The organism is Methylobacterium hispanicum, from assembly GCF_022179285.1.
GTDB classification, from domain to species: domain Bacteria; phylum Pseudomonadota; class Alphaproteobacteria; order Rhizobiales; family Beijerinckiaceae; genus Methylobacterium; species Methylobacterium hispanicum.
This window is the reverse complement of the sequence record NZ_BPQO01000008.1, coordinates 69,303-95,502: the sequence shown is the minus strand read 5'-3', so window position 1 is coordinate 95,502 and position 26,200 is coordinate 69,303. Positions and strand designations below refer to the sequence as shown.

General features: G+C 72.5%; 26 protein-coding genes. 15 read left to right on the top strand and 11 right to left on the bottom strand.

All coding sequences use genetic code 11. The features are described from left to right. The first annotated feature begins 143 nt into the window (after positions 1-143). From rpoN to MFF56_RS11440, 5 genes are all read left to right on the top strand, one after another. Positions 144-1,706 (top strand): RNA polymerase factor sigma-54, encoded by a 1,563-nt coding sequence (gene rpoN, locus MFF56_RS11460; protein WP_082772927.1) that lies wholly within the window; start codon positions 144-146, stop codon positions 1,704-1,706. Between the two features lie 94 nt (positions 1,707-1,800). Next, positions 1,801-2,397: a ribosome hibernation-promoting factor, HPF/YfiA family gene (hpf, locus tag MFF56_RS11455; protein WP_066920043.1), complete on the top strand. Its 597-nt coding sequence runs from the start codon at positions 1,801-1,803 to the stop codon at positions 2,395-2,397. Positions 2,398-2,522: 125 nt separating this feature from the next. Next, positions 2,523-2,990: a PTS IIA-like nitrogen regulatory protein PtsN gene (gene ptsN, locus MFF56_RS11450; protein WP_066920042.1), complete on the top strand. Its 468-nt coding sequence runs from the start codon at positions 2,523-2,525 to the stop codon at positions 2,988-2,990. Continuing rightward, a complete protein-coding gene (locus MFF56_RS11445; protein WP_066920041.1) occupies positions 2,987-3,316 on the top strand; it encodes a hypothetical protein in 330 nt (109 codons plus the stop codon). The genes ptsN and MFF56_RS11445 overlap by 4 nt, the downstream gene beginning before the upstream one ends. Positions 3,317-3,548: 232 nt before the next feature. Continuing rightward, on the top strand, positions 3,549-4,037 hold the full coding sequence (locus MFF56_RS11440; protein ID WP_066920051.1) for a hypothetical protein: 489 nt from the start codon (positions 3,549-3,551) through the stop codon (positions 4,035-4,037). Positions 4,038-4,166: 129 nt separating this feature from the next. Here the strand turns inward: MFF56_RS11440 and mdoH are convergent, their stop codons facing one another. Continuing rightward, positions 4,167-6,056 (bottom strand): glucans biosynthesis glucosyltransferase MdoH, encoded by a 1,890-nt coding sequence (gene mdoH, locus MFF56_RS11435; protein ID WP_066920040.1) that lies wholly within the window; start codon positions 6,054-6,056, stop codon positions 4,167-4,169. 390 nt (positions 6,057-6,446) lie between these two features. On the opposite strand from mdoH, the gene MFF56_RS11430 reads away from it, so the two are divergent. After that, positions 6,447-7,988 (top strand): OpgD/OpgG family glucan biosynthesis protein, encoded by a 1,542-nt coding sequence (locus MFF56_RS11430; protein ID WP_066920039.1) that lies wholly within the window; start codon positions 6,447-6,449, stop codon positions 7,986-7,988. Between the two features lie 6 nt (positions 7,989-7,994). Here the strand turns inward: MFF56_RS11430 and MFF56_RS11425 are convergent, their stop codons facing one another. The 4 genes from MFF56_RS11425 to MFF56_RS11410 all read right to left on the bottom strand — a co-directional run bounded on the left by MFF56_RS11425 (position 7,995) and on the right by MFF56_RS11410 (position 11,022). Beyond that, complete coding sequence (locus MFF56_RS11425) at positions 7,995-8,174, bottom strand: hypothetical protein (RefSeq protein ID WP_066920038.1); 180 nt, start codon at positions 8,172-8,174, stop codon at positions 7,995-7,997. Between the two features lie 127 nt (positions 8,175-8,301). After that, positions 8,302-8,607 (bottom strand): hypothetical protein, encoded by a 306-nt coding sequence (locus tag MFF56_RS11420; protein WP_066920037.1) that lies wholly within the window; start codon positions 8,605-8,607, stop codon positions 8,302-8,304. Beyond that, positions 8,604-10,076 carry a glucose-6-phosphate dehydrogenase gene (zwf, locus tag MFF56_RS11415; protein ID WP_066920036.1) on the bottom strand — a complete coding sequence of 491 codons (1,473 nt, stop codon included), beginning with the start codon at positions 10,074-10,076 and terminating at the stop codon, positions 8,604-8,606. Before zwf ends, MFF56_RS11420 begins: the two co-directional genes overlap by 4 nt. Before the next feature lie 106 nt (positions 10,077-10,182). Next, on the bottom strand, positions 10,183-11,022 hold the full coding sequence (locus MFF56_RS11410; RefSeq protein WP_066920035.1) for an SDR family NAD(P)-dependent oxidoreductase: 840 nt from the start codon (positions 11,020-11,022) through the stop codon (positions 10,183-10,185). Between the two features lie 169 nt (positions 11,023-11,191). On the opposite strand from MFF56_RS11410, the gene MFF56_RS11405 reads away from it, so the two are divergent. Beyond that, positions 11,192-12,895: a L,D-transpeptidase family protein gene (locus MFF56_RS11405; protein WP_238230033.1), complete on the top strand. Its 1,704-nt coding sequence runs from the start codon at positions 11,192-11,194 to the stop codon at positions 12,893-12,895. 186 nt (positions 12,896-13,081) lie between these two features. Next, positions 13,082-13,615 carry a Dps family protein gene (locus MFF56_RS11400; RefSeq protein WP_066921935.1) on the top strand — a complete coding sequence of 178 codons (534 nt, stop codon included), beginning with the start codon at positions 13,082-13,084 and terminating at the stop codon, positions 13,613-13,615. Positions 13,616-13,675: 60 nt separating this feature from the next. Here the strand turns inward: MFF56_RS11400 and MFF56_RS11395 are convergent, their stop codons facing one another. Genes MFF56_RS11395 through argJ form a run of 3 tightly spaced genes read right to left on the bottom strand, consistent with a single transcriptional unit; the run spans position 13,676 to position 16,061 of the window. After that, the gene (locus tag MFF56_RS11395) at positions 13,676-14,104 is read right to left on the bottom strand and encodes a (deoxy)nucleoside triphosphate pyrophosphohydrolase (protein WP_238230032.1); all 429 of its coding nucleotides are present in this window, start codon (positions 14,102-14,104) and stop codon (positions 13,676-13,678) included. Continuing rightward, complete coding sequence (locus MFF56_RS11390; protein WP_066921939.1) at positions 14,101-14,814, bottom strand: SIMPL domain-containing protein; 714 nt, start codon at positions 14,812-14,814, stop codon at positions 14,101-14,103. The genes MFF56_RS11395 and MFF56_RS11390 overlap by 4 nt, the downstream gene beginning before the upstream one ends. Then, a complete protein-coding gene (argJ, locus tag MFF56_RS11385; protein ID WP_066921940.1) occupies positions 14,811-16,061 on the bottom strand; it encodes a bifunctional glutamate N-acetyltransferase/amino-acid acetyltransferase ArgJ in 1,251 nt (416 codons plus the stop codon). Before argJ ends, MFF56_RS11390 begins: the two co-directional genes overlap by 4 nt. Positions 16,062-16,373: 312 nt before the next feature. On the opposite strand from argJ, the gene MFF56_RS11380 reads away from it, so the two are divergent. Beyond that, a complete protein-coding gene (locus MFF56_RS11380; RefSeq protein WP_308445269.1) occupies positions 16,374-16,736 on the top strand; it encodes a response regulator in 363 nt (120 codons plus the stop codon). Between the two features lie 339 nt (positions 16,737-17,075). Here the strand turns inward: MFF56_RS11380 and leuS are convergent, their stop codons facing one another. Beyond that, positions 17,076-19,670 (bottom strand): leucine--tRNA ligase, encoded by a 2,595-nt coding sequence (leuS, locus tag MFF56_RS11375; protein ID WP_066921941.1) that lies wholly within the window; start codon positions 19,668-19,670, stop codon positions 17,076-17,078. Between the two features lie 198 nt (positions 19,671-19,868). Here leuS and MFF56_RS11370 point away from each other — a divergent pair, with 198 nt between their 5' ends. Beyond that, complete coding sequence (locus tag MFF56_RS11370) at positions 19,869-20,588, top strand: YggS family pyridoxal phosphate-dependent enzyme (RefSeq protein WP_238230031.1); 720 nt, start codon at positions 19,869-19,871, stop codon at positions 20,586-20,588. Between the two features lie 9 nt (positions 20,589-20,597). Here MFF56_RS11370 and MFF56_RS11365 read toward each other — a convergent pair whose 3' ends face one another. Both MFF56_RS11365 and MFF56_RS11360 read right to left on the bottom strand, forming a co-directional pair. Continuing rightward, positions 20,598-21,083: a MarR family winged helix-turn-helix transcriptional regulator gene (locus MFF56_RS11365; RefSeq protein ID WP_082772888.1), complete on the bottom strand. Its 486-nt coding sequence runs from the start codon at positions 21,081-21,083 to the stop codon at positions 20,598-20,600. A 156-nt stretch (positions 21,084-21,239) separates the two neighbouring features. Further along, entirely contained in the window at positions 21,240-21,806 is a 567-nt protein-coding gene (locus tag MFF56_RS11360) for a L,D-transpeptidase family protein (RefSeq protein ID WP_066919496.1), read from the bottom strand. A 244-nt stretch (positions 21,807-22,050) separates the two neighbouring features. On the opposite strand from MFF56_RS11360, the gene MFF56_RS11355 reads away from it, so the two are divergent. The 5 genes from MFF56_RS11355 (at position 22,051) to MFF56_RS11335 (ending at position 26,173) form a co-directional block, all read left to right on the top strand. Beyond that, positions 22,051-22,734 (top strand): response regulator transcription factor, encoded by a 684-nt coding sequence (locus tag MFF56_RS11355; RefSeq protein WP_066919494.1) that lies wholly within the window; start codon positions 22,051-22,053, stop codon positions 22,732-22,734. 93 nt (positions 22,735-22,827) lie between these two features. Next, a complete protein-coding gene (locus MFF56_RS11350) occupies positions 22,828-23,280 on the top strand; it encodes a Crp/Fnr family transcriptional regulator (protein ID WP_066919491.1) in 453 nt (150 codons plus the stop codon). A gap of 92 nt (positions 23,281-23,372) precedes the next feature. After that, positions 23,373-24,239, top strand: a complete 867-nt coding sequence (dapD, locus tag MFF56_RS11345; RefSeq protein ID WP_066919489.1) for a 2,3,4,5-tetrahydropyridine-2,6-dicarboxylate N-succinyltransferase — start codon at positions 23,373-23,375, stop codon at positions 24,237-24,239. A gap of 5 nt (positions 24,240-24,244) precedes the next feature. Then, positions 24,245-25,108: an alpha/beta fold hydrolase gene (locus tag MFF56_RS11340; protein ID WP_156453535.1), complete on the top strand. Its 864-nt coding sequence runs from the start codon at positions 24,245-24,247 to the stop codon at positions 25,106-25,108. Between the two features lie 153 nt (positions 25,109-25,261). Continuing rightward, positions 25,262-26,173 (top strand): acid phosphatase, encoded by a 912-nt coding sequence (locus MFF56_RS11335; RefSeq protein ID WP_066919487.1) that lies wholly within the window; start codon positions 25,262-25,264, stop codon positions 26,171-26,173. Positions 26,174-26,200 lie beyond the last annotated feature (27 nt).

Sequence of the window (26,200 nt, the reverse complement as noted above, 5' to 3'; positions counted from 1 at the left end):
GCACTTCCGCGGCGGAAAACCGACGCCGCGCTTTGACGCGCGGGCCGGAAGGCGCTAGACCTAACAAAAGCAACAAGCAAGAAACGTGCCGGTACGGTGCGAGCCCGGGGCTGGGCTGTCTTCTCGAACAGGCAGGGCATGGCATGAGTCTGCTGCAACGGCTGGAGATGCGCCAGGGCCAGGCCCTGGTGATGACGCCACAGCTTCTGCAGGCGATCAAGCTGCTCCAGCTCTCGCAGCTCGATCTCGCCGCCTACGTCGAGACCGAGCTGGAGCGGAACCCGCTGCTGGAGCGCGCCGAGACCGGACCGGCTGAGGGCGCCGAGAATGCCGAGCCCTACGCCGAGCCGCGGGCCGATCTCGAAGGGTCCGATGATTCGTGGTCGGCGCCGGAGCTCGACCCGGCCCGCGGCGAGATCGACGCCGGCTTCGAGACCCGCCTCGACAACGTCTTTCCGGACGACGCGCCGGCCGAGGCCCGGGCCGAGGGTCAGTCCGGGGACATGCTGGCGCTCACCCCCGCCCCCTACGGCAGCACCGGCGGCAGCTTCGACGCGCAGGCGCCGGACTTCGAGGCGAGCCTCACCGCCGAGACCTCGCTGCGCGAGCACCTCTCCGGCCAGCTCGAACTTGCGACCCGCGATCCGGTGGATCGCCTGATCGGCGGCTTCCTGATCGACGCGATCGACGATGCCGGCTACCTGCGCGAATCGATCGAGACCGTGGCCGAGCGCCTGGGCGCCGACCTCGACCGGGTGGCGGGGATCCTCCGGCTGATCCAGGGCTTCGAGCCCTCGGGCGTGGGCGCACGCGACCTCGCCGAGTGCCTCGCGATCCAGCTGCGCGAGCAGGACCGCTTCGACCCCGCCATGCAGGCGCTGGTCTCGCGCCTCGACCTCGTGGCCAAGCGCGACTTCGCCGCCTTGCGCCGCCTCTGCGGGGTGGACGACGAGGATCTGGTCGAGATGCTCTCCGAGATCCGCCGGCTCGACCCGAAGCCCGGCCGGGCCTTCGGCGCCGGCGCCGTCGAGGTGCTGATCCCCGACGTGTTCGTGCGCGCGGCCCCCGACGGCTCCTGGCTGGTCGAACTCAACGGCGAGACCCTGCCGCGGGTGCTGGTCAACCAGAGCTACTACGCGCGCGTCGCCCGGGGCGCTGCCAGCGACACCGACAAGGCCTTCCTCTCCGACTGCCTGCAGACCGCGAACTGGCTCACCCGCAGCCTGGAGCAGCGCGCCCGCACCATCCTGAAGGTCGCCACCGAGATCGTGCGCCAGCAGGACGGATTCTTCCTGCACGGGGTCTCCCACCTGCGCCCGCTGAACCTGAAGACGGTGGCCGAGGCGATCGGCATGCACGAGTCGACCGTCTCGCGCGTCACCTCCAACAAGGCGATCGGCACGAGCCGGGGCACGCTTGAGATGAAGTACTTCTTCACCGCGGCGATCCCGGGCGCGGCGGGCGCGGCCGCCCACTCCTCGGAGGCGGTGCGCCACCGGATCAAGCAACTCGTCGATGGCGAGACCCCGAACGACGTGCTCTCCGACGACGCGCTGGTGCAGAAGCTCAGGAGCGAGGGCGTCGACATCGCCCGCCGCACGGTCGCCAAATACCGGGAATCCTTGCGGATTCCCTCCTCGATCGAGCGCCGCCGGGCCCAGTACGGACAGGGCGGCGCCCCGGCCGGGGCGGTCGCGTTACGCTGAGGCGCAGCTCCGCCTGCTTCGGCTGCACCTCCGTTGACTTCCGGCGAGCCGGCTCCTTAACTCTCCTGCCACACCTGTTCTGAGCGGAGGAAACATGGGGGCGTTGCGCGTCACGGGCCACGGCCTGGACCTCGGGGAAGCACTGCGCGGGCGCGTCGAGGATCGGATGGCGGCGACGCTTTCGAAGTACCTCGACAGCCACATGAGTGGCACCTGCACGGGCCACGTCACCCTCAGGCGCGACGGCACCGCCTACCGCACGGACTGCGTCATCCACCTCGTCTCGGGCCTGACCCTGGAGGCGACCAGCGCCGCCCACGACCCCCGCGCGAGCTTCGAGCAGACCGCCGACCGGCTCGAGAAGCGCCTGCGCCGCTACAAGCACCGCCTGAAGGACCACGCGGCCGCCCAGACCAACGGCGCGGTCGAGGCGGCCTACGCGGTCTTCGCCGCACCCGAGGACGAGGAGCCCGAGGAGGTGCAGGAGGAGGACGGGGCCGAGCACCCGCCGATCGTCGCGGAGAGCACCCGGACCCTCAAGCGGCACTCGGTCAGCGAGGCGGTCACCGCCCTCGATCTCACGGGCGCCCCGGTCCTCGTCTTCGTGCACGCTGGCACCGGCCGCATCAACGTCGTATACCGGCGCAGCGACGGCGCGATCGGATGGGTCGATCCGCCCGAGGCTGCCTGAGGCACCGGGACGGATCCGGAACCGCCCTTCAGGCCGGTGATTGAGACTCGAGGGGCCGGCCGGACCGGCCCCAGGTGACGGCCCAGGGTCCCTCCGGATCCGGCCAAAGGGGCAACGGTCCTCCCATGCCAATCCTGGAATTCCTCGATCCGGATTCCGTGGTGCCGTCGTTGCGCGCCCGCGCCAAGAAGCAGGTCCTGCAGGAGCTGAGCGCGCAGGCGGCCCGCCGCCTGCCCGGCCTCGACGAGCGCGAGGTGTTCGAGACCCTGCTCCAGCGCGAGCGTCTGGGCTCGACCGGCATCGGCGACGGCGTCGCGATCCCGCACGGCAAGCTGCCGGGCTTCGACCGCCTGTTCGGTCTCGTCGCGCGGCTGGAGAAGCCCGTGGATTTCGAGGCGCTCGACGGGCAGCCCGTCGACATCGCCTTCCTGCTGCTCGCACCCGAGGGGGCGGGCGCCGACCACCTGAAGGCCCTGGCCCAGGTCGCCCGCGTCCTGCGCGAGCCCGGCATCCTGGAGCGCATCCGCGCCGCCCGGGACGCCAGCGCCCTCTACGCCCTGCTCACCCACACCCCGGCACCTCAGGCGGCATGACCCGTCCTCTTCTTCTCGCGACCCTGGCGCTCGCCCTGATCCCGGCCGGCGCCGGCGCGCAGAGTGCGGCCGACGGCACCTGCCCGCGCGACGTGCTGGTCGCCCAGTCGATGCAGCGCCAGGCCATCGACCAGCTGGAGCAGGCGGACGGCGACGAGGCCAAGAACTGCCGGATCTGGCGACGCCACATCGACACGATGCGGCGCGTCGCCAGCGTCTACGGTCGCTGCCTGTCGGGCTCGGAACGCAACGAGCGGCTCGCCCAGGTCCAGGGCTCCGAGCGCGAGTTCGCCGGCGCCATCAAGGCGCGCTGCCGGGGCAACTGAGCCTCGAAACCCCGGCGACCTGACGACCGGCCTGCCGCTCCTCGTGCCCGCCGCCGCGCTCCCCGGTGCCGCGCGGGCGCTGGCCCAGGGCGGCGCCCCTCTGAGGCGCGCCGGCCGGGCCGCGGGGGAAATTCACGGCTGCGGCGGCGACGAACGGGCGCCTTGAGCGTTGTGCCGGCACGATGCGCCCGGCTTCCGCGCCGGGCCCGACCCCGCGCCGGAGTTCACCACCATGAAACCGTTCCGCTCCGCCCCGACGTGCGCCGCCGCCCTCGCGCTCCTCGGCTGCCTCGCAGGCGCGGCCCGCGCCGACGCGGTCCCGGACCTCGACATCGAGAAGACCTGCAAGAGCGCCGGCCGCGTCGATATCGGCTCCAGCGCCTCCGAGGAGGATAGCCGCAAGGGTTGTCTCCGCTCGGAGCGGGAGGCCCGGAAGGAGGCCGAGCGCCGCTGGGGCGACTACACGCCGGCCGCGAAGAAACAGTGCCAGAGCCAGTTCGAAGCGGGCGGCTACCCGTCCTACGTCGAGATGGTGACCTGCCTGGAACTGGCGAGCGGCACCGTGCCGTCCCAGACCGGCGCCTCCGGCACCGCGGTCGGCGGCCCCGGCTCGGTCAAGGGCCAGGCCCCGCAGGAGCGCAAGCCGGGCTCCAGCTCGCTCACGCAGGAGCCCGCGGCGAGCGATCGGACGAACCCGATCCAGGTGCTGGAACGGAAGTAGGAGGTCCCGGATTCCAGAGGTCCGAGACCTTTGGTGGGTGTAGGGTGAAACCCTGCATCTGGAACCTCCATTCCGGGACCCCGCCTGCAGGCGCCGAAACGGCCTCGGCCCTTGGGAATCGCGCGGATCTCAGGCCTCGTCGGTTGCCAGGAGGACCACCGGCTGCGGCTCGCGATGGGCCGGCTTGGCGGGGGCGGGCAGCGCGCGGGTCTGGTGCAGCTCGGCGAGTTCCGGGGCCTGGGCCGTGTCGTCCGCGGTGAGGAACAGACCGCGCAGGCGCGACAGCCGGCCGAGCTCGGCGCTGCTCGTCACCACGCTCTGGACCGGGCTGGTGATCAGCGCCAGCGCCAGCGGCGCCATCCACAGGGCGAGGACCGGGTCGCCCGCGAGCGCGAGGCCCAGCGCCAGCACCGCGCCGACCACCACCGCGTCGGCCTGGAGGCGGAACGCCTCGCTCCACGGCACCCGGCGGTCATCGCGCACCTGCGCGTCCCAGCGCACCACCCGGCCGAAGAAGGTCGAGACCACGGCGCCCGCGGTGAACAGGGTCATCACCGGCCAGAGCACCACCCAGACGAGCTGCTCCAGCGCCGCGCTGGCGAGCAGGCTCCGCGTGCCCCCGAAGGCGGCGCGGCGCTCAGGGGACACCAGCACATGGCCCAGGCTCAGGAGCTTCGGCAGGGCCAGCACCGCGACGGTCAGGGCGGCGAGCACATGGGCGGCGGCCCCGGTGCCGGTGAGCCCGTAGCCGATGAGGCCGAGGTCGCCGGTCCGCGCCGCCTGCCAGGTGCCCAGGCCCAGGAAGGCGATCCAGAGCGGCAGCATCAGGTAGGAGAGGATGCCGACCGCGAGGTGCCAGCGGCTCGCCGCCCGAAGCCCCCGCCAGGGCAGCACCGAGAGGTGCTGCAGGTTGCCCTGGCACCAGCGGCGCTCGCGCCCGAGCAGATCGACGAGGTTCGTCGGCATCTCCTCCCAGGTGCCGCCCATCTCCGGGACGAGGCGGACCTCCCAGCCGGCCCGGCGCAGCAGCGCGCCCTCGACGATGTCGTGGCAGAGGATCTCGCCGCCGAGCGGGGCCTTGCCCGGCAGCACGGGAAGCGCGGCGTTGCTGGCGAAGGCCTCGATGCGCAGGATCGCGTTGTGCCCCCAGTAGCTGCCGTCCGGCCCCTGCCAGGTCTCGAGGCAGCGCAGCGCCAGCGGCGCGTAGAGCCGCACCGCGAATTGCTGCACGCGGGCGAACAGCGTGTCGCGCCCGGCCGCGTACGAGACGGTCTGGATCAGGCCGACACGGGGATTCTCCTCCATCAGCCCGACCAGGCGGCGCATGGCGGCGCCGGTCATCAGGCTGTCGGCGTCGAGCACGATCATGAAGTCGTATTCGGGCCCGTAGGTCTCGCAGAACTCGCCGATGTTGCCGGCCTTGCGGCCGATATTCTCGGTGCGGCGGCGGTAACGGATCACCGGCAGGTCGGGGCCGGCGCTCTCCCGCCAGGCCTGGATGCGGGCGAACTCGTGCTCCTCCACCGCCGCGATGGCGCCGTCGCGGGTGTCGGAGAGCACGAAGAGGTCGATGTCCTCGGCACCCGCGCGGGCGAGCGAGCGGGCCATGACGCGAAGCCCCGCGAAGACCGCGACCGCGTCCTCCGCGTGGATCGCCACGACCGCGGCCGTGCGGCTGCGGCCGCTCGGGGCGGGCACCGGCCCGTCCGAGCGCAGCTCCAGGAGAGACTTGGCGCGGTCCCCGAAGCCGGCCGCGATCAGGCCGTAGAGGTACTGCCAGGCGGTGAAGGATTGCCACGCCATCAGCACGCAGAACAGGCCGAGCACGAGGGCGCCGAGCCAGCCCGTCGCCGGGTAGGCGGCGGCGGCGAGCGCCGCGATGGCCGCGCCCGTGGCGAGCGCGGGCAGCCCCAGGGCGAGGCGTCGACGCAGCAGGACGCGGGACGCCCGCGGCCGCTTGCCATCCAGCGGGGCCTTGCCATCCGGCGGGGCCTTGCCGCCGGGGGTTCCGGACTCCACCTGCCAAGCTTCCGTGACGGCTTCCGCGGTCGCCGACGGGCGGCCTGCACGGAGGTCGTCCGCGCGCGGCGCGTCGGGTGTCTCATGCGGCGACGGAGTGGTGAGCATGGCGGGTGAGACTCGGACGAGAGGGCTGCACGGCCGCCATCGGGGACCGCGGAGAACGTGATGAGCGAGGACGCCTTCGAGCGTGGCGAAGGGCAGGGGCCGGAGCGGCGGGACAGGCCGCCGCCGGACGATTCACGTTCCCCCTCCCGCCGCTCCGTTCTTCGGACGGCCGCGACCGCTGCTGCCGGCGCGATCTTTCCTAGCGCCATCGACCTGAATGCCGCCAGAACGATGGCACAGGAGGCCGCGCCCGTCCCGAATCCCGCGCCTGAGGCCGGTCCGATGACCTTCGAGGGCGTGGTGGCGCAGGCGCAACGCCTCGCCGCCGCCCCCTACGCCGCCCCGGCGGACGACCTGCCGCCCGCGCTCGCCGCGCTGAGCTACGACGGCTATCGCCGCATCGTCTTCCGTCCCGCGGAAGCGCTGCGCCTCGGGCGGAACTTCAGCGCGCAACTCTTCCACCGCGGCTTCCTGCAGAGGAAGCGCGTGCGGCTCTTCGTGCAGCCGCGGGACGGCGCGCCGCGCCCCGTGGCCTACGACCAGCGCCTGTTCGACCTCGGCAAGGACCTGGCCGGCCAGCGCTTCGCACCCGATCTCGGCTTCGCGGGCTTCCGCCTGCACTACGTCTTCGCGGACGCGCCGAAGGACCGCCCGCCCGGCTTCCAGGAAGAGTTCCTGGTCTTCCTCGGCGCCTCGTATTTCCGCCTGCGCGGGGACGGGCAGGAATACGGACTCTCGGCCCGCGGGCTCGCCATCGGCACGGGCGCGCCCGAGGGCGAGGAGTTCCCGGACTTCGTCGCCCACTGGATCTGCGAACCGGAACCGGAGGCGCGCACCCTCACGGTGCTGTCGCTCCTCGACGCGCCGAGCGTGGCGGGTGCCTACCGGTTCGAGATCGCGCCCGGCGACCCGTCCCGCATGACCGTGACCGCCTCGCTCCATCCCCGCCGGAGGCTCGACAAGGTCGGGCTCGCGCCGCTGACCAGCATGTTCCTGCATGGAGAGAGCGGGCCGGGCGCCCGCAATGCCCAACCCTTCGACGATTTCCGGCCCGAAGTGCACGATTCGGACGGGCTCGCCGTGGCGGCCGGTGGCGAACGGCTCTGGCGCCCGCTGGTGAACGGGCGCCCGGCACCGCAGATCTCGGCCTTCCGGGCAGCCCCCCTGCGCGGCTTCGGCCTGCTGCAGCGGGAGCGGAATTTTGCCGCCTATCTCGACGTCGAGGCCCGGCACGAGGCCCGGCCGGGCCACTGGATCGAGCCGGTCGAGGCGGAGGCGCGCCCCGAGATGGTCGCGGCCGGGGCCTCGCCGCGGCCCGGCGGCGCCTTCGCGGACGGCGCCGTGCAGCTCTTCGAGATCCCCTCGCGCGAGGAGTACATGGACAACATCGTGGCGGCCTTCGTGCCGGCCACGCCCTTGGAAGCCGGCAAACCGCTGCGCCTCGCCTACCGCCTGACCACCGTGGGAGCGGAGCCGACCGGGGCGTTGCCCGGCGATCTCGCGCGCGTGGTCTCGACCCGCGTCGGCTCGGCCGAGCGCCTGCGCCCGACCCAGCCGCCAAGCCCGGAGCGGCGGCTCTACGCGATCGATTTCGAGGGCCCGAACCTGCCGCGGGACCATGACGCGCGCGTCCGGGCGGTGGTCTCGGCGAGCGCGGGCGAGATGGTCGAACCGGTCGCGGCGCCCGTGCCGCAGACCGGCGGCTGGCGCATCTACGTGGAGTGGCGCCCGCCCGCGCCGCTGCCGCCCGGCGACGTGATCCTGCGGGCACACCTGGAGCGGGACGGCGATCGGATCAGCGAGACCTGGGACGCGCCGGCCTGAGCGGGCTCAGCCCGTCCGCCGCTCGCGCTCCAGGCGCTTGCGCAGGCGCGTCGCGACGTGGATCGCGCCGAGTTGCCGGCGGGCGGCGTGCGTGGCGGGCGTCTCGCGCTCGGCGCGGACGGTGGCGATCGCCTGCAGGGCCGCGGCGACCGACAGTTGCAGACGGATGGCGTCGAACTCGGACATGGATGCCCCGAACCCCGTTCGGCCCCCTTGGGGGCTCGTCCGGGTACGATCCGGGGCGCGCATGTCCGTAACAAGGAGAGCCGAGGGCCGGATTCCGGCAGCTTGGCCGTTGGGCGCCCTCCCCTCCTCAGGGGCCGTCGCGGCCTTCCGAGAACGGATCGACGCAGCGGTAGCCGATGAAGCAGTTCGGCACATCCCGCGTCCGCTCGTAGTCCGGCTGCGTCGATTTCTCGACGACGCAGAAGCCGACGTCGCGCACCGCCCGCGTGTAGGTCGCGGGGCCCGTGGTGACCACGATGGCGCCCGCCCGCGCCACGAGGGCCTGCGCCTCGGCGCAGGTCATCGCCGTGACGTCGGGGCGCGGCTGGGCGAGGGCCGGCCACGCCGCGAGGCAGAGCAGTCCGAGTGCCGATCCGAGCGCGCACCCTCTCATCGCAGTTCCTCGTGCCAGGTGCGGCCGTCGCGCTCGATCAGCGCGATGGCTGAGGTCGGCCCCCAGGTGCCCGCCGGGTAGGGGCGCGGCGCCTCCGGGCGGTCGGACCAGGCCTTGAGCACGCCGTCGGCCCAGGCCCAGGCTGCCTCGACCTCGTCACGGCGCATGAACAGGGTGGCGTTGCCGCGTACCACGTCCATCAGCAGCCGCTCGTAGGCGTCGGGGTAGCGCTGCTTGAAGGTTTCCTCGAAGGAAATGTCGAGGTTGGTCGGCCTCAGGCGCATGCCGCCGGGGCCCGGATCCTTCGTCATCACCTCGAGCTTCATGCCCTCCTGCGGCTGCAGGCGGATGACGAGACGGTTCGGCTCGCGCCCGAACGATTCCTCGGGGAAGATCGAGAAGGGCGAGGCGCGGAACTGCACCACGATCTCGGAGAGCTTCTGGGGCATGCGCTTGCCGGTGCGCAGGTAGAACGGCACGCCCGCCCAGCGCCAGGACTGCACCTCGACCTTCATGGCCACGAACGTCTCGGTCCGGCTCGGGCCCTCCAGCTCGGTGGCGTAGCTCTCGACCGGCTTGCCCGCGACGGCGCCCGCGCCGTACTGGCCGCGCACGGTAACCTGCTGCACGTCGTTCGGCGTGATGGGTTTCAGGGCGCGCAAGACCTTCAGCTTCTCGTCGCGCACCGCGTTGGCGTCGAGGTTGAGCGGGCTCTCCATCGCGGTGAGGCAGAGGAGCTGCAGCAGGTGGTTCTGTAGCATGTCGCGGAGTGCACCCGACCGGTCGTAGTAGCCGGCCCGGCCCTCGACGCCCACCGTCTCCGCCACCGTGATCTGGACGTGGTCGATCACGTCGGCGGTCCAGAGCCGCTCGAAGATCGTGTTGGCGAAGCGCAGCGCCAGCAGGTTCTGGACGGTCTCCTTCCCCAGGTAATGGTCGATCCGGTAGATCTGCGTCTCGGGGAAGACCTCGCCCACCGCGTCGTTGATGGCGCGGGCCGATTTCAGGTCCTTGCCGATCGGCTTCTCCAGTACGACGCGCGATTTCTCGCCGATCAGCCCGTGGCTCGCGAGGTTGCGGCAGATCGGGCCGTAGAGGTCGGGCGAGGTGGCGAGGTAGTAGGGCCGCACCTGGTCGGGCCGCTCGTTCAGCTTGGCGGTGAGTTCGGCCCAACCCTCCTCGCCCGCGCCGTCGATCATCACGTAGTCGAGATGGTCGATGAAGGCATCGAGCGCGCCCTCGCGGATGTCCTGGGGCGGCACGAAGCGCTTGATCGCGTCGCGGGCGCGCTCGCGGAACGTCTCGGCAGCGATGTCGGTGCGCGAGGCGCCGATGATGCGGCTGGTGCCGGGGATCTGCCCGTCCTGAAAGCGGTAGAACAGGGCCGGCAGGAGCTTGCGGGTCGTCAGGTCGCCGGTCGCGCCGAACACGACGCAGTCGAAGGAGGCGACGGGGATGATCGTGGCCAAGGGCGGCTCCCGTGTGCTGACGGCCCTGAAGATCCCGGGCAACTCTGCGGCTTATACGCCTTAGCAAAGCCTTCGCCAGCCGGCCCCACTGGCCCCGAGGGCGACGTCAGCGCTCCATATGCTGTCGGAACGCCTCGGCGTAGTCCGGGTGCCAGCGGGAGAGGGCGGGGCGGTTCTCGATGATGTCGCCCGCCGCCCAGGCGATGCGGCGCCGGTCCTGCTCCGTCGTGGTCTCGTTGTCCGGGCAGAGGATGTAGAAGTCGCCGGCCTCCAGCCGCTCCAGCATGAAGGCCACGGTCTCCTCCGGCGTCCAGGCGCCAGGGGGCTTCTCGGCCACCCCGCGGGCCCGGGTGAGGCCCGTGTAGACGAAGCCCGGGATCAGCAGGTGGGCGCTGGTGCGGCAGCTCTCGCGCCCGCGCAGGTCGTGGGCGAGCGCCTCGGTGAGGGCTTTCACGCCCGCCTTCGACACGTTGTAGGGCGTGTTGCCGGGCGGCGTGGTGATGCCCTGCTTCGAGCCGGTGACGATGAGCGCGCCCGGCTGGCCGCCCTCGATCATGCCGGGGGCGAAGGCCTGCACGCCGTTGATCACGCCCCAGAGATTCGTGTCGAGGATGCGGGCCCAGGTCTCCGCGTCCGAGAACAGGCGTCCGCCGGCCTCGATCCCGGCATTCAGCATGACTACCGCGGGCGGGCCCGAGCGCGCGACCGCGTCGCGCAAGGCCTCGACGGCCTCGCGCCGCCCGACATCGGTCGCCACCGCCCGCACCTCGACGGCGGCGAGCGCGGCGACCTCGGCGCGGGCCGCCTCCAGGGCCTCGCCCGGCAGGTCGGCCAGCCAGACGTGCATGCCGGCCCCCGCGAAGGCCTTGGCGGCGGCGAGCCCGATGCCGCTCGCGGCCCCCGTCACCACGGCGGCGCGGCCAGGGCTGATCGCAGGATGGGGCATCGCTCGAACTCTCCGGGACCTTCCGTTGAACCGTCGGACGAAGGGTGGGGCGCCGGGCCGCCGCGTCGAGTGGGACAGAGGCGCGCCGCCGGGCGGAGCGGATTGGTAACCATCCGGCGGCCATGATCCGTCCCGTCCGCGAGCGGGCATCTCGACCGGAGTCACGCGTATGGTCCCGACGTCCGCTTGCGCACGCGCCGCCGCGGCGCCGCTCGCGCTTCTGATCGCGCTCGGCCCGGCGGCGGCGCAGAACGCCCCCGCGGAGCCCGCCGCGCAGGTGCAGACCGCCCCGGCGCCGGCCACCCCGCCGGTCCCGGCTCCCCTCCCGGTGCCGGTGCAGGTCGCGCCCGCCTCGGCCCAGAAGGAGGCCGAGCCCGCGCCGCGCAAGGCGGAGGCGCAAGCCAGGGATGCCAACCGGAAGGCCGAGTCCGCCCCGCCGAAACCCGCGGAGGCCCAGCCCAAGGACGGCGTTCAGAAGGACGCGGCCCAGAAGGAGGCGCAGCGGAAGAAAGAGCCCGCGCCGCTCGTCTACGCGAAGGTCTCGGCCGATCCGACGCCGACGCTCAACCCGCGCACCTTCCTCGACACGTTGCGCGCCGCCGAGCGCTATCAAGCCTTCGCGGAGGCGGGCGGCTGGGAGCCTCTGCCGGCCGACCTCGTGCTGAAGCCCGGCGCCAGCAACCCGGCCGTGCCCGCCCTGCGCCATCACCTCACGCTCACCGGCGACCTGCCCGCGGACGCGCCCCCGAGCGACCGGCTCGATCCGCCGCTCATCGCCGCCATCACGGCCTTCCAGGCCCGGCACGGCCTGCCCGAGACAGGGCTCCTCGGCCGCCAGACCCTCGCGGCCTTGAACGTGCCGGCCGCGGTGCGTCAGCGCCAGCTCGCCGCCTCGGCCCAGCGCCTGATGGGCTCGAACTTCCCCTTCGGCGAGCGCTACGTGGTGGTGAACATCCCCTCCGCGGTGGTCGAGGCGGTGGAGCGAGGCCAGGTCGCGCGCCGCTACGTCGCGGTGGTCGGCAGCCCCGACAAGGCCACGCCCGCGGTCGAGACCCGCATCACCGACGTCAACTTCAACCCGACCTGGACCGTGCCGATCTCGGTGGTGAAGAACGAGATCATCCCGCGGATGCGCAAGGAACCCGGCTACCTCGCCAAGAACCACATCCGCATCCTCGGCCCCGGCGGCGTCGAGGTCGATCCGACCACGCTCGACTGGTCGACCAACAAGGCGGCGAACTACACGCTGCGGCAGGATCCGGGCTTCGACAACTCGCTCGGCCAGGTGCGGATCGACATGCCGAACCGTCACGCGGTCTACATGCACGACACGCCCTCGAAGTCGCTCTTCGGCCGCTCCGTGCGCTTCCACAGCCACGGCTGCGTCCGGGTGGGTCAGGTCAAGGAGTTCGTCGGCTGGCTGCTGCAGGGCACCGAGGGACCGAACGGGCCGGGCTCGTCCTGGGGGCCGATCGAGATCGAGACCGGCATCGCCGACGGCGAGCGCCGCGACATCAAGCTGCCCAAGCCCGTGCCGGTCACCTTCGTCTACCTGACCGGCTACGCCACGCCGGACGGGCGCGCCCATTTCCGCGACGACATCTACGGCCTCGACGCGCCGGGGGCGCCGGCCGATGCGGGCAAGGCGGCCACCGTCAAACCTTCCGAGGCAACCAAGCCCGCTCCCGCGCGCCCAGCCGCGGCGGGGACGCAGGCGCGCCCCGCGGAGACGCGACCGAAGCCCGCCGAGGCCCGCGCCGCCGAGCCGCGGCCCGCGGATCCCGCCACCACAGGATCGATCCGCCCGGCCGCGCCGCGGGCCTCGAAGCCCGCGCCCCTGCTGCCGCCGGGTCTGGTCGGGCAGGCCGATTGACGCATCACGGATAGTTTAGAACGGATCCAGGCTTTGCGTCCCCCGGGACCCGGCCATGCGCGTCCCGGGGGGGCCGGAACAAACAGCGTCACCGCTCATTCTGCCGATGAACGATGCCAGCGCGACCGCAGGGACACCCGTGGGCGCAGCATCGACACCGGACATTCCAGACGAACGGAGACCTCCATGGCCAAGGCCAAGCCCGTCAGCCGGATCGGCAGCGACCGCCTCAACACCCCGACCGACCTCAACCCCGAGGACGTCAAGAAGATCTCCGAGGGCTTGACGGTCCTGCTGTCGGACCTCTTCGCGCTCTACATCAAGACGAAGAACTTCCACTGGCACATCAGCGGCCCGAACTTCCGCGACTACCACCTGCTCCTCGACGAGCAATCGCAGCAGATCTTCGCGATCATCGACGCCGTGGGCGAGCGCGGCCGCAAGATCGGCGGCACGGTGCTGCGCTCGATCGGCCAAGCGAAGTCGCTGACCAACGTGCAGGACAACGACGCCGAGTATGTCGGTCCGCTCGACATGCTCAAGGAACTGCGGGACGACAACAAGGCGCTCACCGCCCGCATGCGCGAGCTGCACGAGGTCACCGACGAGGCCAACGACGTCTCGACCACCAGCCTGCTGGAGGAGTGGATCGACCAGTCCGAGGAGCGCACGTGGTTCCTCTACGAGACCACCCGCAACGCCGAGGCCGGCGGTCACTGAGCCGTCCCAGTCCCCGGAGCAGCAGGGCCCCGCACCACCGGTGCGGGGCCTTTTTCATGGTCAGGGGCCGAGCAGATCGACCAGGAACGGGATCAGAGGCTCGTCCGCGGGCGGCATGGCGAGATCCCGCAAGGCACTCGGCCGGACCCATTTCAAGGCCTGACCCTCAAGACCCTGCGGCGTGCCGGACCAGCGGCGGCAAACGTAGAGCGGCATCAGCAGGTGGAAGCTCTCGTAGGCGTGGCTCGCGAAGGTGAGCGGAGCGAGGCAGGGCTCCTCGACGCGCACGCCGATCTCCTCGGCGAGTTCGCGGATCAGCGTGGCCTCGGGCCGCTCCCCGGGCTCGACCTTGCCGCCCGGGAACTCCCACAGACCCGCGAGCTGCTTGCCGGGCGGGCGCTGGCTCACCAGCACGCGCCCGTCCCGGTCCACCAGGGCGACCGCCACCACGAGGAGCAGGCGCAGCGGCGCGGCCTCGCTCCTGGTCATTGCGCGACCGCGAAGCTGGCCTGGACCTCGCTGCGGCTCTCGATCGCGCCGGCGGCGAGCGGCACCCGGCGGCCCGGCGCCGGGGCCTTCATGCGCGCCTGCGCGGCCATCGGCATGGGCGGCGGCACGGCACTGCCGCTTCCGGAGAGGCTGCACAGCCGCCCGAGCTTGGCGCCGACCGCTTCGGCGAGTTCCGCGGCGCGGGCGCGCGCGTCCCTGGCGGCGGCGACCTGAAGCTCCGCGTCGACCTTCTCGGGATCGTTCAGGCCGAAGCCGATGGAATCGATCCGGTTGGCGCCGGCGTCGAGCGCCCGGCGCAGCAGGTCGCCGAGGCGGCCCATGTCGGCGAGCCGGATCGTGACCGCGTTCGCCGCCCGGTAGCCGTCCGGTTGGGACTCGACGGTGCCGTTCGGACGGGTGACCGCGCGGGTCGCCGCCTCGAGCACGACCGCGGAGGTGCCGATGTCGCCCTCCGGCACGCCGAGCTCGCGCCCGAGGGCGACCACGCCCGCGACCGCCTTCGAGGCGGCGTCGAGCGCCGCGGCCGGGCTCTGTGCCTTCGTCTCGACGCCGACCGTGACCGCGGCGAAGTCGGGCGCGCGGGCGGAGGCCGCCCGGCCCGTGACGCCGATCGTGTGCGCGCAGGCATCGTCGGCGCGCGCGGGCGCCGCGACGAGCAGCAGGGCGAGGCCGGCGAGCGCGGCCCTCACGAGCGGTAATCCCCGTTGATCTCGATGTAGGCCTTGGTGAGGTCGCAGGTCCAGACGCGGGCGCTGCCCTCCCCCAACCCGAGATCGACCCGGACGCGGATGTCCTGCTCGCGCATCACGGCGCTCGCCGCGTCCTCGCTGTAATCGGGGTCGCGCGCGCCCGCGACGGCCACGCGCACGTCGCCGAACCAGATCGCGAGGCGGTCGCGGTCGGCGGGCTCTCCGGCCTTGCCGACCGCCATCACGACGCGGCCCCAGTTCGCGTCCTCGCCCGCCACCGCGGTCTTCACCAGCGGCGAGTTCGCGATCGACATGGCGATGCGGTGGGCGGAGCGGTCGCTCTCGGCGCCCGTGACCTCGACGGTCACGAACTTGCGCGCGCCCTCCCCGTCCTTGGCCACGAGTTGCGCGAGTTCCGCGAGCAGGTCGTCGAGCGCCGCCCGGAAGCCGGCGAGGCGCGGGTCGGCGGCGTCCGCCACCGCCGCGTTGCCGGCCCTGCCCGTGGCGAACAGCATCAGGGTGTCGGAGGTCGAGGTGTCGCCATCGACCGTCACGCAGTTGAAGCTGCGGTCCGCCCCTTCCGTGAGCAGCGCCTGGAGCACCGGCTGCGGCAGGGCGGCGTCGGTGAAGACGAAGGCCAGCATCGTCGCCATGTCGGGGGCGATCATGCCCGCGCCCTTGGCGATGCCGTTGATGGTCACGGCGCTGCCGTCGATCTCGGCCCGGCGCGTGGCGCGCTTCGGGAAGGTGTCGGTGGTCATGATGGCCTGCGCGGCCGCGGCCCAGGCGGCGGGGCCGTCCTCGGCACGGGCCGCGCAATCGGCCAGCACGCCCTCGAACTTGGAGGCGTCCAGGGGCTCGCCGATCACGCCCGTGGAGGCGACGAACACGTCGGTCTCTGCGCAAGGTGCGGCCTGCGCGGCGATGCGGGCGGTGAGCGCCACCGCATCGCGGCCGCGCCGGCCCGTGAAGGCGTTGGCGTTGCCGGAATTCACGACGAGCGCCCGGGCCGATCCGGAGGTCAGCGCCTCGCGGCACCAGTCGACCGGCGCGGAGGGGCACTTGGAGCGGGTGAACACCCCCGCCGGCACGGTGCCGGCGGCAAGCCCGACATAGAGCACGTCCGTGCGGCCGGAATAGCGGATGCCGGCCTGCGCGGTGGCGAGGCGCACCCCTGCGACGGGCGGCAGGTCCGGCTGTGTCTTCGGGGCGAGGGGCGAGACGGGCGGCGGATTGGCGGACGACAAGGACGATCTCCGGCGTTGACCGCGGGGCGCCGCGGTGTTGCCCCGCGGGAGGCTCGGCCGTCAACCGGGCCCCGGGGTCCCGCACGCACCCGTGCCGCGTCGCGGTGCGCCGGGTCGCGATGCCTCTCGGCCGGGCAGCCCGGCCGGAATTGCGGCGCCTTCGCGGCAAGACCCTTGTGTGACCGCGAGATGTCGGTCTAGCATGATGCAATGCAACGCGAACACGATGCCGATCGCGCCATGCCGCGAGTAGCCCTCGGATCCGCTGCCGATTCTCCCGTCGTCCCGCCTAGGGGATGCTACCGGGTTCAGGTGCTCGTCGCCGGCCGCCAGAAGCGCTGGCGCGACGCCGTCTCCGCCCAGATCCGCCGGACCGGCTATCAGGTCACGGCCTGCGACAACGGGGTGGACGCGATGGCCGTGCTCGCCCTCGGGCTTCCCCTCGACGTGATGGTGGTCGACGCCTCGCTGGAGGGGCGGCTGTGCTGCTCGCAGCTGGCCCAGGAAGCCCGGGCGCTGCGCCCCTCGCTGCGCGTCGTGCTGGCCTGCGACATGACGGAGGCCGAGCGCGCGGCGGTCGATCGGATGCCCGACGCGCTGATCGTCGCGAAGGACCACCGCGCGGGAGCGGTCGCGAGCATCGTGCGCGAGGCGCTCGCGGCGCCGGGTATCTGAGGACAGCGATACAGTTCCTCTCCGCCCGCGCAGGGCACGCGGTCCTTATCGATCTCGTTCCCAGGACGAGAACCTGTATGAGGCGCGAGTCCCCTCTCCCATAGGGAGAGGTCTGCTTTCGCAGAAAGCCAGGTGAGGGGTATGAGGTTTCCAGGTAGGGCGCGGAGCTGAACGCGCGTCGATCCCGTGCTCGGTCCTGAGGCGTCATACCCCTCACCCCAACCCTCTCCCTATGGGAGAGGGGGCACGGCGCGATTCACCCCGGACGGCCGAACCGATCGACCGAAGGCCGTATGAAGCACGTGAACGTGGCAATCCGCCGGGGCGGATCCTGCGGCCTCACACCACCAGGTTCACGATCCGGCCCGGCACCACGATGACCTTCCGGGGCGCCCGCCCCTCCAACACCTTCTGAACGGCCTCCAGCGCCAGGGTCGCGGCCTCGACGGCCTTCGCGTCGGCGTCGCGGGGCACGGTGACGTCCGCGCGCTTCTTTCCGTTGATCTGCACCGGGAGCGTGATCTCGTCCTCGACCAGCAGCGCCGCCTCGACCTCCGGCCAGGGGGCCTGGGCCACCAGCCCCGAGCGCCCGAGCGCCTGCCAGCATTCCTCGGCGAGGTGCGGCATCATCGGGGCGATGAGCTGCACCAGGATGCCGGCGGCCTCCGTGGCGGCGGCGCGGGAGGCGGTGCCGCGCAGGGCCTCGTCGAGGGCGTTGGCCAGCGTGTAGACCTGCGCGACGCAGCGGTTGAAGCGCAGGCGCTCGACATCCTCGCCGACGCCCGCCAGCGCCCGGTGCGCCGCCTTGCGCAAGGAGAGATCGGCCGCGCCGTCCCCGGTCGCCTGCGCCGCCGCGTTCACGAGGCGCCAGACCCGCTGGACGAAGCGGGCGGCGCCCTGCACGCCCTCCTCCGTCCAGATCACGTCGCGCTCGGGCGGCGAGTCCGAGAGCATGAACCAGCGGGCGGTGTCCGCACCGTAGCTCGCGATGATGTCGTCGGGATCGACCACGTTCTTCTTCGACTTCGACATCTTCTCGATCGCCCCGATGGCGATCGGCGCGCCGGTTTTCACGTGGAACGCTTGGCGGCCACCCTCCCCGCCCTCGAACCGGATCTCGGCGGGCGGCACCCAGGCGCCGGCCTCGTCCTTGTAGGTCTCGTGGACGACCATCCCCTGCGTGAACAGGCCCGCGAAGGGCTCGGCCACGCCGGACCAGCCGGCCTCGCGCATCGCCCGGGTGAAGAAGCGGGCGTAGAGCAGGTGCAGGATCGCGTGCTCGATGCCGCCGATATACTGATCGACCGCGAGCCAGTGATCGACCGCCCGGCGGTCGGTCGGCGCGTCCGTGAGCCAGGGCGCGGTGAAGCGTGCGAAGTACCAGGACGAGTCCACGAAGGTGTCCATCGTGTCGGTCTCGCGCCGGGCCGCCTGCCCGCATCTCGGGCACGGCACGTCGCGCCACGCGCGGTCGCGCTCCAAGGGATTGCCGGGCTGGTCGAACGAGACCTCGTCGGGCAGCCGCACCGGCAGGTCGGCGACGGGCACCGGCACCGGGCCGCAGGCGTCGCAGTGGATGATCGGGATCGGGCAGCCCCAGTAGCGCTGGCGCGACACGCCCCAGTCGCGCAGCCGGAACTGCACCTTGCGGGCGGCCACGGCCTCGCCCGCCAGGACCTCCTGCTCCAGGCGGTTGGCCACCGCCTCGAAGGCCTCGTGCGTGGTCATCCCGTCGAGGAAGCGCGAGTTGATCAGCCGTCCGTCGCCGTCGTAGGCGGTGTCCGTGACGACGAAGGCGGCCGGGTCCTGCCCCTCCGGGCAGACCACCGGCGTGTTGCCGAGGCCGTACTTGTTGGCGAAGTCGAGGTCGCGCTGGTCGTGGGCCGGGCAGCCGAACACGGCGCCGGTGCCGTACTCCATCAGCACGAAGTTCGCGACGTAGACCGGCAGTTCCCAGGCCGGGTCGAGCGGGTGGCGCACGGTGAGCCCCGTGTCGAAGCCGAGCTTCTCGGCCGTGTCGATCGCCTCCTGGGCGGTGCCGATGCGGCGGCACGCCTCGATGAAGCTTTGCAGCTCCGGCCTGTCGGCGGCCAGCGCGGCCGCGAGCGGATGGTCGGCCGCGATCGCCAGGAACTTCGCGCCGAACAGCGTGTCGGGCCGCGTGGTGTAGACCTTCACCGCGTCCTGCCCCTTGGCGGGCCGGGTCAGCGCGAAGCGGACCTCGAGGCCCTCCGACTTGCCGATCCAGTTCTTCTGCATCAGCCGGACCTTCTCCGGCCAGCGGTCCAGGCCGTCGAGGGCGCCGAGCAGATCCTCGGCGAAGTCGGTGATCTTGAAGAACCACTGGGTCAGCTCGCGGCTCTCGACCAGCGCGCCCGAGCGCCAGCCGCGCCCGTCGATCACCTGCTCGTTGGCGAGCACCGTGTGATCGACCGGGTCCCAGTTCACCTTCGCGGTGCGGCGCGTGACCAGCCCCTTCTCCAGGAAATCGAGGAACATGCGCTGCTGGTGCTTGTAGTAGTCCGGATCGCAGGTCGCGATCTCGCGGCTCCAGTCGAGCGACAGGCCCATGGACTGGAGCTGGCCGCGCATGGTGGCGATGTTCGCGTAGGTCCAGTCGCGCGGGTTGACCTTGCGCTCCATGGCGGCGTTCTCGGCGGGCAGGCCGAAGGCGTCCCAGCCCATCGGGTGCAGCACGTTGAAGCCCTTCGCGCGCTTGTAGCGGGCCACCACGTCGCCCATCGCGTAGTTGCGCACGTGCCCCATGTGGATGCGCCCCGACGGGTAGGGGAACATCTCCAGCACGTAGTATTTCGGGCGGGGATCGTCGTTCGGCGTCTCGAAGATCCTGGCCTGCGCCCAGGCCTCCTGCCAGCGCGGCTCGGCATCCTTGGCGTTGTAGCGCTCGGGCGCGGTCGGGTTCGGGTTCGTCATGGCTCGGATCGCAGGGAACGGGCGGCGGGCCCGGAGGCCGCATTCGGGCCGGCACTAGCATATCCGCGCCCGCTCCGGTCAACGCGCGGGCGCGCACCGCCCCTGCGCGCCCGCTGCTGTGCGGAGCCGGGCGCTTGCGGCGCGCGTTGCGGCTGGTAGGTCCCTCGCCTGAACCGACCCGAAAAGCTGGACGTGCCGATGACCGAACCCGCCCCCTCCCCCGTCGCCCGCCCTCCCGTCGGCGAGGCCGACGTCGCGGCAGGCTTGGCCGAGGTGCGGGCCGGGATCGCGCAGGCGGCCGAGGATTGCGGGCGGGACCCCGCGGGCGTCCGGCTGATCGCGGTCTCGAAGACGGTGCCGGCCGAGGGAATCCTGTCGGCGCTCGAGGCCGGGCAGCGGGTCTTCGGCGAGAACTACGTGCAGGAATCGCGCGCCAAGTGGCCGGATCTGAAGGCGCGCTACCCGGATGTCGAGCTGCACCTCGTCGGCCCGCTCCAGTCGAACAAGGCTCGCGAGGCGGTCGAGCTGTTCGACGTGATCCACGCGCTCGACCGGCTCTCGCTCGCCGCGGCGCTCGCCAAGGAGATCGCCCGCACCGGACGGGCGCCGAAGCTGCTGATCCAGGTGAACACCGGCGCGGAGCCCCAGAAGGGCGGGATCGCGCCGGACGAAGTCGACGTGCTCCTGGCCGAGTGCCGCGACACGCACGGGCTCGCGATCCAGGGGCTGATGTGCGTGCCGCCCCTTGAGGATCCGCCGTCCGCCCACTTCGCCCTGCTGGCGCGGATCGCGGAGCGCCACAACCTGCCGATCCTCTCGATGGGCATGAGCGCCGACTACCCGGCGGCGATCCAACTCGGCGCGACCCATGTCCGGGTCGGCACCGCGATCTTCGGCGCCCGCGCCCGCCGGGGCTGACGAGGCCGATCAGGCCCGCCCGACCACCCGGGCGAGCGAGAGGCGCAGGGTGTCGGCCTCCTCCGCACCGTACTGCGCCTCGAAGGCGGCCTGGGCCCGGCGCCAGAGGGCGCGGGTCGCCTCCAGCTTGGCGCGGCCCGCCGGCGTGAGGCTGAGCGAGCGGGTGCGGCCGTCGCGGCCCGGCCCGATCTCGACGAGGCCGTCGCGGGCGAGCGGGCGCAGGGTCCGGCCGGTTGCGGTGCGGTCCATCACGAGATGCACCGCGAGTTCGTTCACCGCGAGCGCTCCGGTCCGGTCGAGCACCGCCAGCACGGAGAACTGCGTCGTCCGCAGGCCCGAGACGGCGAGGAAGCGGTCGTAGAACTGCGTCATGTGCCGCGCCGCCTGCCGGACGGCGAGGCAGTGGCAGGGACTCGGGATCAGCGGCGCACCGCCGGCCTTCCTCACGGTCTCGGCGCGGGCGCGCACCGGCCCGGACGCTTCGGCAGGGGGCATGCCCTGGATTCTCCTCAACCCCGACGGCGCAGCGGGCGGCGCCGGATTCGCCTGCGGGTTAGGCCACAGGCACGGCCCGCGCGTCTACCCGGCGGCCGGATCCCGGGGGGCATGGCGCCGTTGATGTGCCGGCATGGAGTCCCTCGCGGGATCGGCTCAGAGGATCCGCAGCCGCGTCCTCGGCCCGACCCGCCGCAGCAGCCGGAGCAGGTCCGGCAGCCGCAGGGCGACGCACCCCTCCGTCGGGCGGAAGCCCGGCCGGGCGACGTGCAGGAAGATCGCGGAGCCCCGGCGGGGGCGGATCGGCCCGCGGTTGTAGTCGAGGTCGATCACCACGTCGTAGAGCCCGTCCTCGCGCCACATCCGCTCGTGGCTCACCCCCGGCACGGGCAGGCGGACGGGCCGGTTGTAGCGCCGGTCGCGGGGGTCGTCGCACCAGCCGTCCCGCGGGCCGGTCCGGCGCAGCGGCAGGGCCGTCACCGGGCGCTTTCCCAGCCGGTCGTGCCGGTAGGCGCCGCCGAGCAGGCGGAAGCTGCCGCGCGGCGAGCCGCCATCCCCTTCCCGCTTGGCGCGCACGATCCCGGCGGCGCCGAGCGCGCAGGGGATCGGGCAGCCCGGCACTAGGATCTGCCCGCGTCTGCGGTCCCCGGCCCCGGCCCGCACGCGCAGCGTCCGCAGCGTCGTCGGCACGGTCCGCGTGAGCGGGAGGCGGGTTGATTTCATCGACACGACCTCGTCTCGAAACAGGTACGGGCGGCTCTTGAGGCAAGCGCGAGCACACAGTATGAAGAATTGTGCACAAGCCAATTCACAACGGCGAATCGCGCCTTATTCTCGTGCATATGCCCGGACCTGCGGATCCGGAGCCAGGGGGTTCGCAGCGGCGAGCCCGGTCTCCCGCTCCGGGGGCCGTGCGCGCGACTCCATGGCCCGGCTCTGACCGCGCGGGCCTTTGAGAGTTGGACGGATGAACGCCTACCGCCTCCTGATCTGCGACGACGACGCGATCCTGCGGGAGACTCTGACCGAGCAGTTCGATGCCTACGAGGAGTTCACGGTCGTCGCCGTAGCGAGCGCCGCCGCGGCGGTCGAGGCGGTCGCCGAGCACCGGATCGATCTCGCGGTCATGGATGTCGGTCTGCCCGACATGGACGGGCGCGAGGCGGTGCGCCGGATGCGCCGCAACGGCTATCGCGGCCCGGTCGTGATGCTGACGGGCCAGGATTCGGAGGAGGACACGGTCGAGGGCCTGGAGGCCGGCGCCAACGACTACGTCACGAAGCCCTTCAAGTTCGGCATCCTGCTCGCCCGCATCCGGGCGCACCTGCGCAGCCACGAGGCCTCGGAGGACGCGGTCTTCCAGATCGGTCCCTACACCTTTCGGCCGGGCGCCAAGCTGCTGGTCGGCGAGCGCGGCTCGAAGCTGAAGCTCACCGAGAAGGAGACCGCGATCCTGCGCTTCCTCTACCGGGCCGGCCGCGAGGTCGTGGGACGCGACACGCTGCTCGCCGAGGTGTGGGGCTACAACGCCCACGTCACCACCCACACGCTCGAGACCCACATCTACCGGCTGCGCCAGAAGATCGAGCCGAACCCGGCCACCGCCGCCATCCTCGTGACCGAGGCCGGCGGCTACAAGTTGCTGCCCTGACCGGCGTCCCGGTCTTTTCGCGCCCGCCCGTCGTGCGCGCCGGATCCGGTTCGGCTAGAACGGTCCGCGTCTGAACGGCCGAGGATCGGGACGTTGGCGATCGACGACGACATCGCGGTTCTCGCCGCCGCACCGCTGTTCCGCTGCTTCGGGCGCGACGCGCTGCGGCTTCTCTCCTTCGCGGCCGAGCGGCGCGACCTCGCGGCCGAGGAGGTCCTGTTCCGGCGCGGCGAGCCGGCCGACAGCGGCTTCGTCGTGGTCTCCGGCCGCATCCTGCTGGCGCCGCCGACGGCCGCCGCCGAGCCGGTCGCCGCGGGCCGCGCCGCCCTGATCGGGCAGATGGCCCTGTTCGTGCGCGGCGAGCGTCCGGGCGAGGCGCGCGCGGCCGAGCCGACATCCGTGCTGCGCATCACCCCGGCCCTGATGCGGCGCGTGCTGGAGGAGTTTCCGGACGCGGCCGCCGCCATCCACGACACCCTGGCCGAGGATCTGGCCGGGCTCGCGCAGGGGCTGGAGCGGGTACGCGGCCTGCTGGCGGCCGTCTGAACCCCCTCCCCTGCCCGCCCGAAGGGTGACAGGCCTGGGCCGGCTCTGTAAGCACGGGCCCGATTCCACCCGAAGCACCGACCGGAAGAACCATGTCCGAGGCCCAAGCCCGCACGGAAGCCCACGCCGATCTCGCCCGCACCATCGAGAACGCCTGGGAGGAGCGCGCCTCCATCGACACCGGCACCCGCGGCCCCGTGCGCGAGGCGGTGGACGAGGCCCTGAACCTGCTCGACGCCGGCAAGGCCCGGGTCGCCGAGAAGGCGGAAGCGGGCTGGCAGGTCAACCAGTGGCTCAAGAAGGCGGTGCTGCTCTCCTTCCGCCTCAACGAGATGGTGGCGGTGCCGGCCGGCGCCGCCGGCGCGCCGGCCTGGGACAAGGTGCCCTCGAAGTTCGAGGGCTGGGGCGAGAACCGCTTTCGCGATGCCGGCTTTCGCGTGGTGCCGGGCGCCGTGGTGCGCCGCTCGGCCTACATCGCGCCGGGCGTCATCCTGATGCCGTCCTTCGTCAATCTCGGCGCGCATGTCGGCACCGGCACGATGGTCGATACCTGGGCGACGGTCGGCTCCTGCGCCCAGATCGGCAAGAACGTGCACCTGTCCGGCGGCGTCGGCATCGGCGGCGTGCTGGAGCCGCTCCAGGCCGGCCCGGTGGTGATCGAGGACGATTGCTTCATCGGTGCCCGCTCCGAGGTGGTCGAGGGCGTGGTGGTCGAGCGCGGCGCCGTGCTCTCCATGGGCGTGTTCATCGGCGCCTCCACGAAGATCATCGACCGCGAGACCGGCGAGGTCTTCCGCGGGCGCGTGCCGGCCTACTCGGTGGTGGTGCCGGGTGCGCTCCCCGGCAAGGCGCTGCCCGACGGCTCGCCCGGCCCCTCGCTCTACTGCGCGGTGATCGTGAAGCGGGTCGATGCGCAGACGCGCGCCAAGACCAGCATCAACGAGCTCCTGCGCGACTGAGCCCCGTGCGGCCGGAGACCCGCCACCTCGACCTCACGGTCGCGGGACGCCCCTGCCCCACCCCGGTCGATGTGCGGGGGCAGGGACCGGCGGCCCTGTTGCTGCCGGCCCTCTCCACCATCTCGGCGCGGGCCGAGATGCACGGGCTCGCCGAGGCGCTGGCGGACGAGTACCGCTGCCTCGTACCGGACTGGCCGGGCTTCGGTGAGCGCCCGCGCCAGCGCCTGCCCCTGGATCCGGCGACGCTGCACGCCTTTCTCGACGCACTCGTCGCCGCCCTGCCCGGCCCCTACGCCCTCGGGATCGCGGCCGGCCACGCGGCGGGCTACCTCGTGGCCGCCGCCGCGCGCCATCCCGGGCTCTTCGGGCGGCTCGTGCTCGTGGCGCCCACTTGGCGCGGACCCCTGCCCACCGCCATGCCCGGGCGCCGATCGCTCCACGGCCGGATCCGGCGCGCCATCGAGACGCCGCTCCTCGGTGACGCCCTCTACCGCCTCAACGTCAGCCCGCCGATCATCGCCCGGATGATGCGGGCCCACGTCTACGCCGATCCCGAGCGCGTCACGCCGGCCCTGATACGCGCGAAGCATGCGGTGACGCGCCAGCGCAACGGGCGCTTCGGCACGGCCGCCTTCGTCACCGGCGGCCTCGATCCGGTCGCCAGCCGCGAGGCGTTCCTGGCCCTGTTCGGGTTAGGGCTGCCGCCCGTGCAGGTGCTGCGGCCGGAGCGTGCCCCTCCCCGCTCGGGCGCCGAGATGGACGCGCTGGCTGCGAGCGGGCGCGTGCACACTGTCGTGGTCCCCGGCGCCCTGAGCGCGCACGAGGAGCATCCGGCTTCCGTCGCCGCAGCGATCCGCGCAGCGGTCTGACCGGTCCGCGAGCCGACCCGGGACGCGAGAACGGGGCATTTATGTATCATGAATGCGGCCGTTGCGGCCCGGGCCGTGCCGAGTGCCATAGGCGCGTCGTGAATCGCCTCGTATGATTCCAAGAATCAAAGGATTGTGACGCTGCAAAATCCGATGCTCCGCTCCTCTTCAGCCCGCGCCATGCCGGCGCTTCTGGCCCTTGCACTCTCGACGGTCGCGCTGCTGACGCCCGCGCCGGCCGGCGCCGAGCCGCCGAAGCCCGCCGCACCGCCCGAGAGCGCCGCGCCTGGTCCGCAATCCGCCCCCTCAGTCGGTGCCGACACGCTGAAGCCCGGCAGGCCCGCCGCGAGACCCTATCTCAGCGAGGAGGAGGCCCCCGACACGGTGAAGATCCTGTCGCCGCCGCCCGCGAGCCACTCGCCCCTCGAGAATGCCGACCGGGCAGCCTTCAACACCACGCGCGCCCTCAAGGGCAGCGCGCGCTGGGATCTGGCCGCCAACGACGTGGCGGAGGGCGCCTCGGCGATCCTCGACACCTACGCCTGCGTGCTCGGCACGAGGATCGACGCGGCGCGCGTGCCCGCCGTGGTCAACCTGTTCGAGCGTGCCCGGCTCGATATCGCCCGCGGCACCAAGGCGCCGAAGCTGCACTACCGCCGCCTGCGGCCGTTCGTGGGCAACGACGCGCCGATCTGCGTGCAGCGGACCCAGCAGCTTGCCGACAGCTTCAGCTACCCGTCCGGCCATGCCACGCAGGGTTGGGCCTACGCCCTGATGATGGCGAGCCTGATCCCCGCGAAGTCCGGTGCGATCCTGGCGCGCGGGCGCGTGTACGGCGAGAGCCGGATCGTCTGCGGCGTGCACTGGCTCACCGACGTCGCGGCAGGCCGCACCAACGGCTCGGCGATCGTCGCCGCCCTGATGGGGAACGCGGAGTTCCGGGCCGACATGGACAAGGCCCGGATCGAACTCGCCAAGGTCGTCGAGGGCAACGGACCGCCCCCGGTGGAGGCGACCTGCGCCCGCGAGAACGCGGTGCTCACCGCGCCGGCCCTGCAGTTCTGACACGGACGGGATAGTTTTTAACTGTTC

Coding starts and splice junctions, on each gene's coding strand:
- rpoN (WP_082772927.1), top strand. CDS start 144: ATGAGTCTGCTGCAACGGCTGGAGATGCGCCAGGGCCAGGCCCTGGTG.
- hpf (WP_066920043.1), top strand. CDS start 1,801: ATGGGGGCGTTGCGCGTCACGGGCCACGGCCTGGACCTCGGGGAAGCA.
- ptsN (WP_066920042.1), top strand. CDS start 2,523: ATGCCAATCCTGGAATTCCTCGATCCGGATTCCGTGGTGCCGTCGTTG.
- MFF56_RS11445 (WP_066920041.1), top strand. CDS start 2,987: ATGACCCGTCCTCTTCTTCTCGCGACCCTGGCGCTCGCCCTGATCCCG.
- MFF56_RS11440 (WP_066920051.1), top strand. CDS start 3,549: ATGAAACCGTTCCGCTCCGCCCCGACGTGCGCCGCCGCCCTCGCGCTC.
- MFF56_RS11430 (WP_066920039.1), top strand. CDS start 6,447: ATGACCTTCGAGGGCGTGGTGGCGCAGGCGCAACGCCTCGCCGCCGCC.
- MFF56_RS11425 (WP_066920038.1), bottom strand. CDS start 8,174: ATGTCCGAGTTCGACGCCATCCGTCTGCAACTGTCGGTCGCCGCGGCC.
- MFF56_RS11420 (WP_066920037.1), bottom strand. CDS start 8,607: ATGAGAGGGTGCGCGCTCGGATCGGCACTCGGACTGCTCTGCCTCGCG.
- MFF56_RS11410 (WP_066920035.1), bottom strand. CDS start 11,022: ATGCCCCATCCTGCGATCAGCCCTGGCCGCGCCGCCGTGGTGACGGGG.
- MFF56_RS11405 (WP_238230033.1), top strand. CDS start 11,192: ATGGTCCCGACGTCCGCTTGCGCACGCGCCGCCGCGGCGCCGCTCGCG.
- MFF56_RS11400 (WP_066921935.1), top strand. CDS start 13,082: ATGGCCAAGGCCAAGCCCGTCAGCCGGATCGGCAGCGACCGCCTCAAC.
- MFF56_RS11395 (WP_238230032.1), bottom strand. CDS start 14,104: ATGACCAGGAGCGAGGCCGCGCCGCTGCGCCTGCTCCTCGTGGTGGCG.
- leuS (WP_066921941.1), bottom strand. CDS start 19,670: ATGACGAACCCGAACCCGACCGCGCCCGAGCGCTACAACGCCAAGGAT.
- MFF56_RS11370 (WP_238230031.1), top strand. CDS start 19,869: ATGACCGAACCCGCCCCCTCCCCCGTCGCCCGCCCTCCCGTCGGCGAG.
- MFF56_RS11365 (WP_082772888.1), bottom strand. CDS start 21,083: ATGCCCCCTGCCGAAGCGTCCGGGCCGGTGCGCGCCCGCGCCGAGACC.
- MFF56_RS11360 (WP_066919496.1), bottom strand. CDS start 21,806: ATGAAATCAACCCGCCTCCCGCTCACGCGGACCGTGCCGACGACGCTG.
- MFF56_RS11355 (WP_066919494.1), top strand. CDS start 22,051: ATGAACGCCTACCGCCTCCTGATCTGCGACGACGACGCGATCCTGCGG.
- dapD (WP_066919489.1), top strand. CDS start 23,373: ATGTCCGAGGCCCAAGCCCGCACGGAAGCCCACGCCGATCTCGCCCGC.
- MFF56_RS11335 (WP_066919487.1), top strand. CDS start 25,262: ATGCTCCGCTCCTCTTCAGCCCGCGCCATGCCGGCGCTTCTGGCCCTT.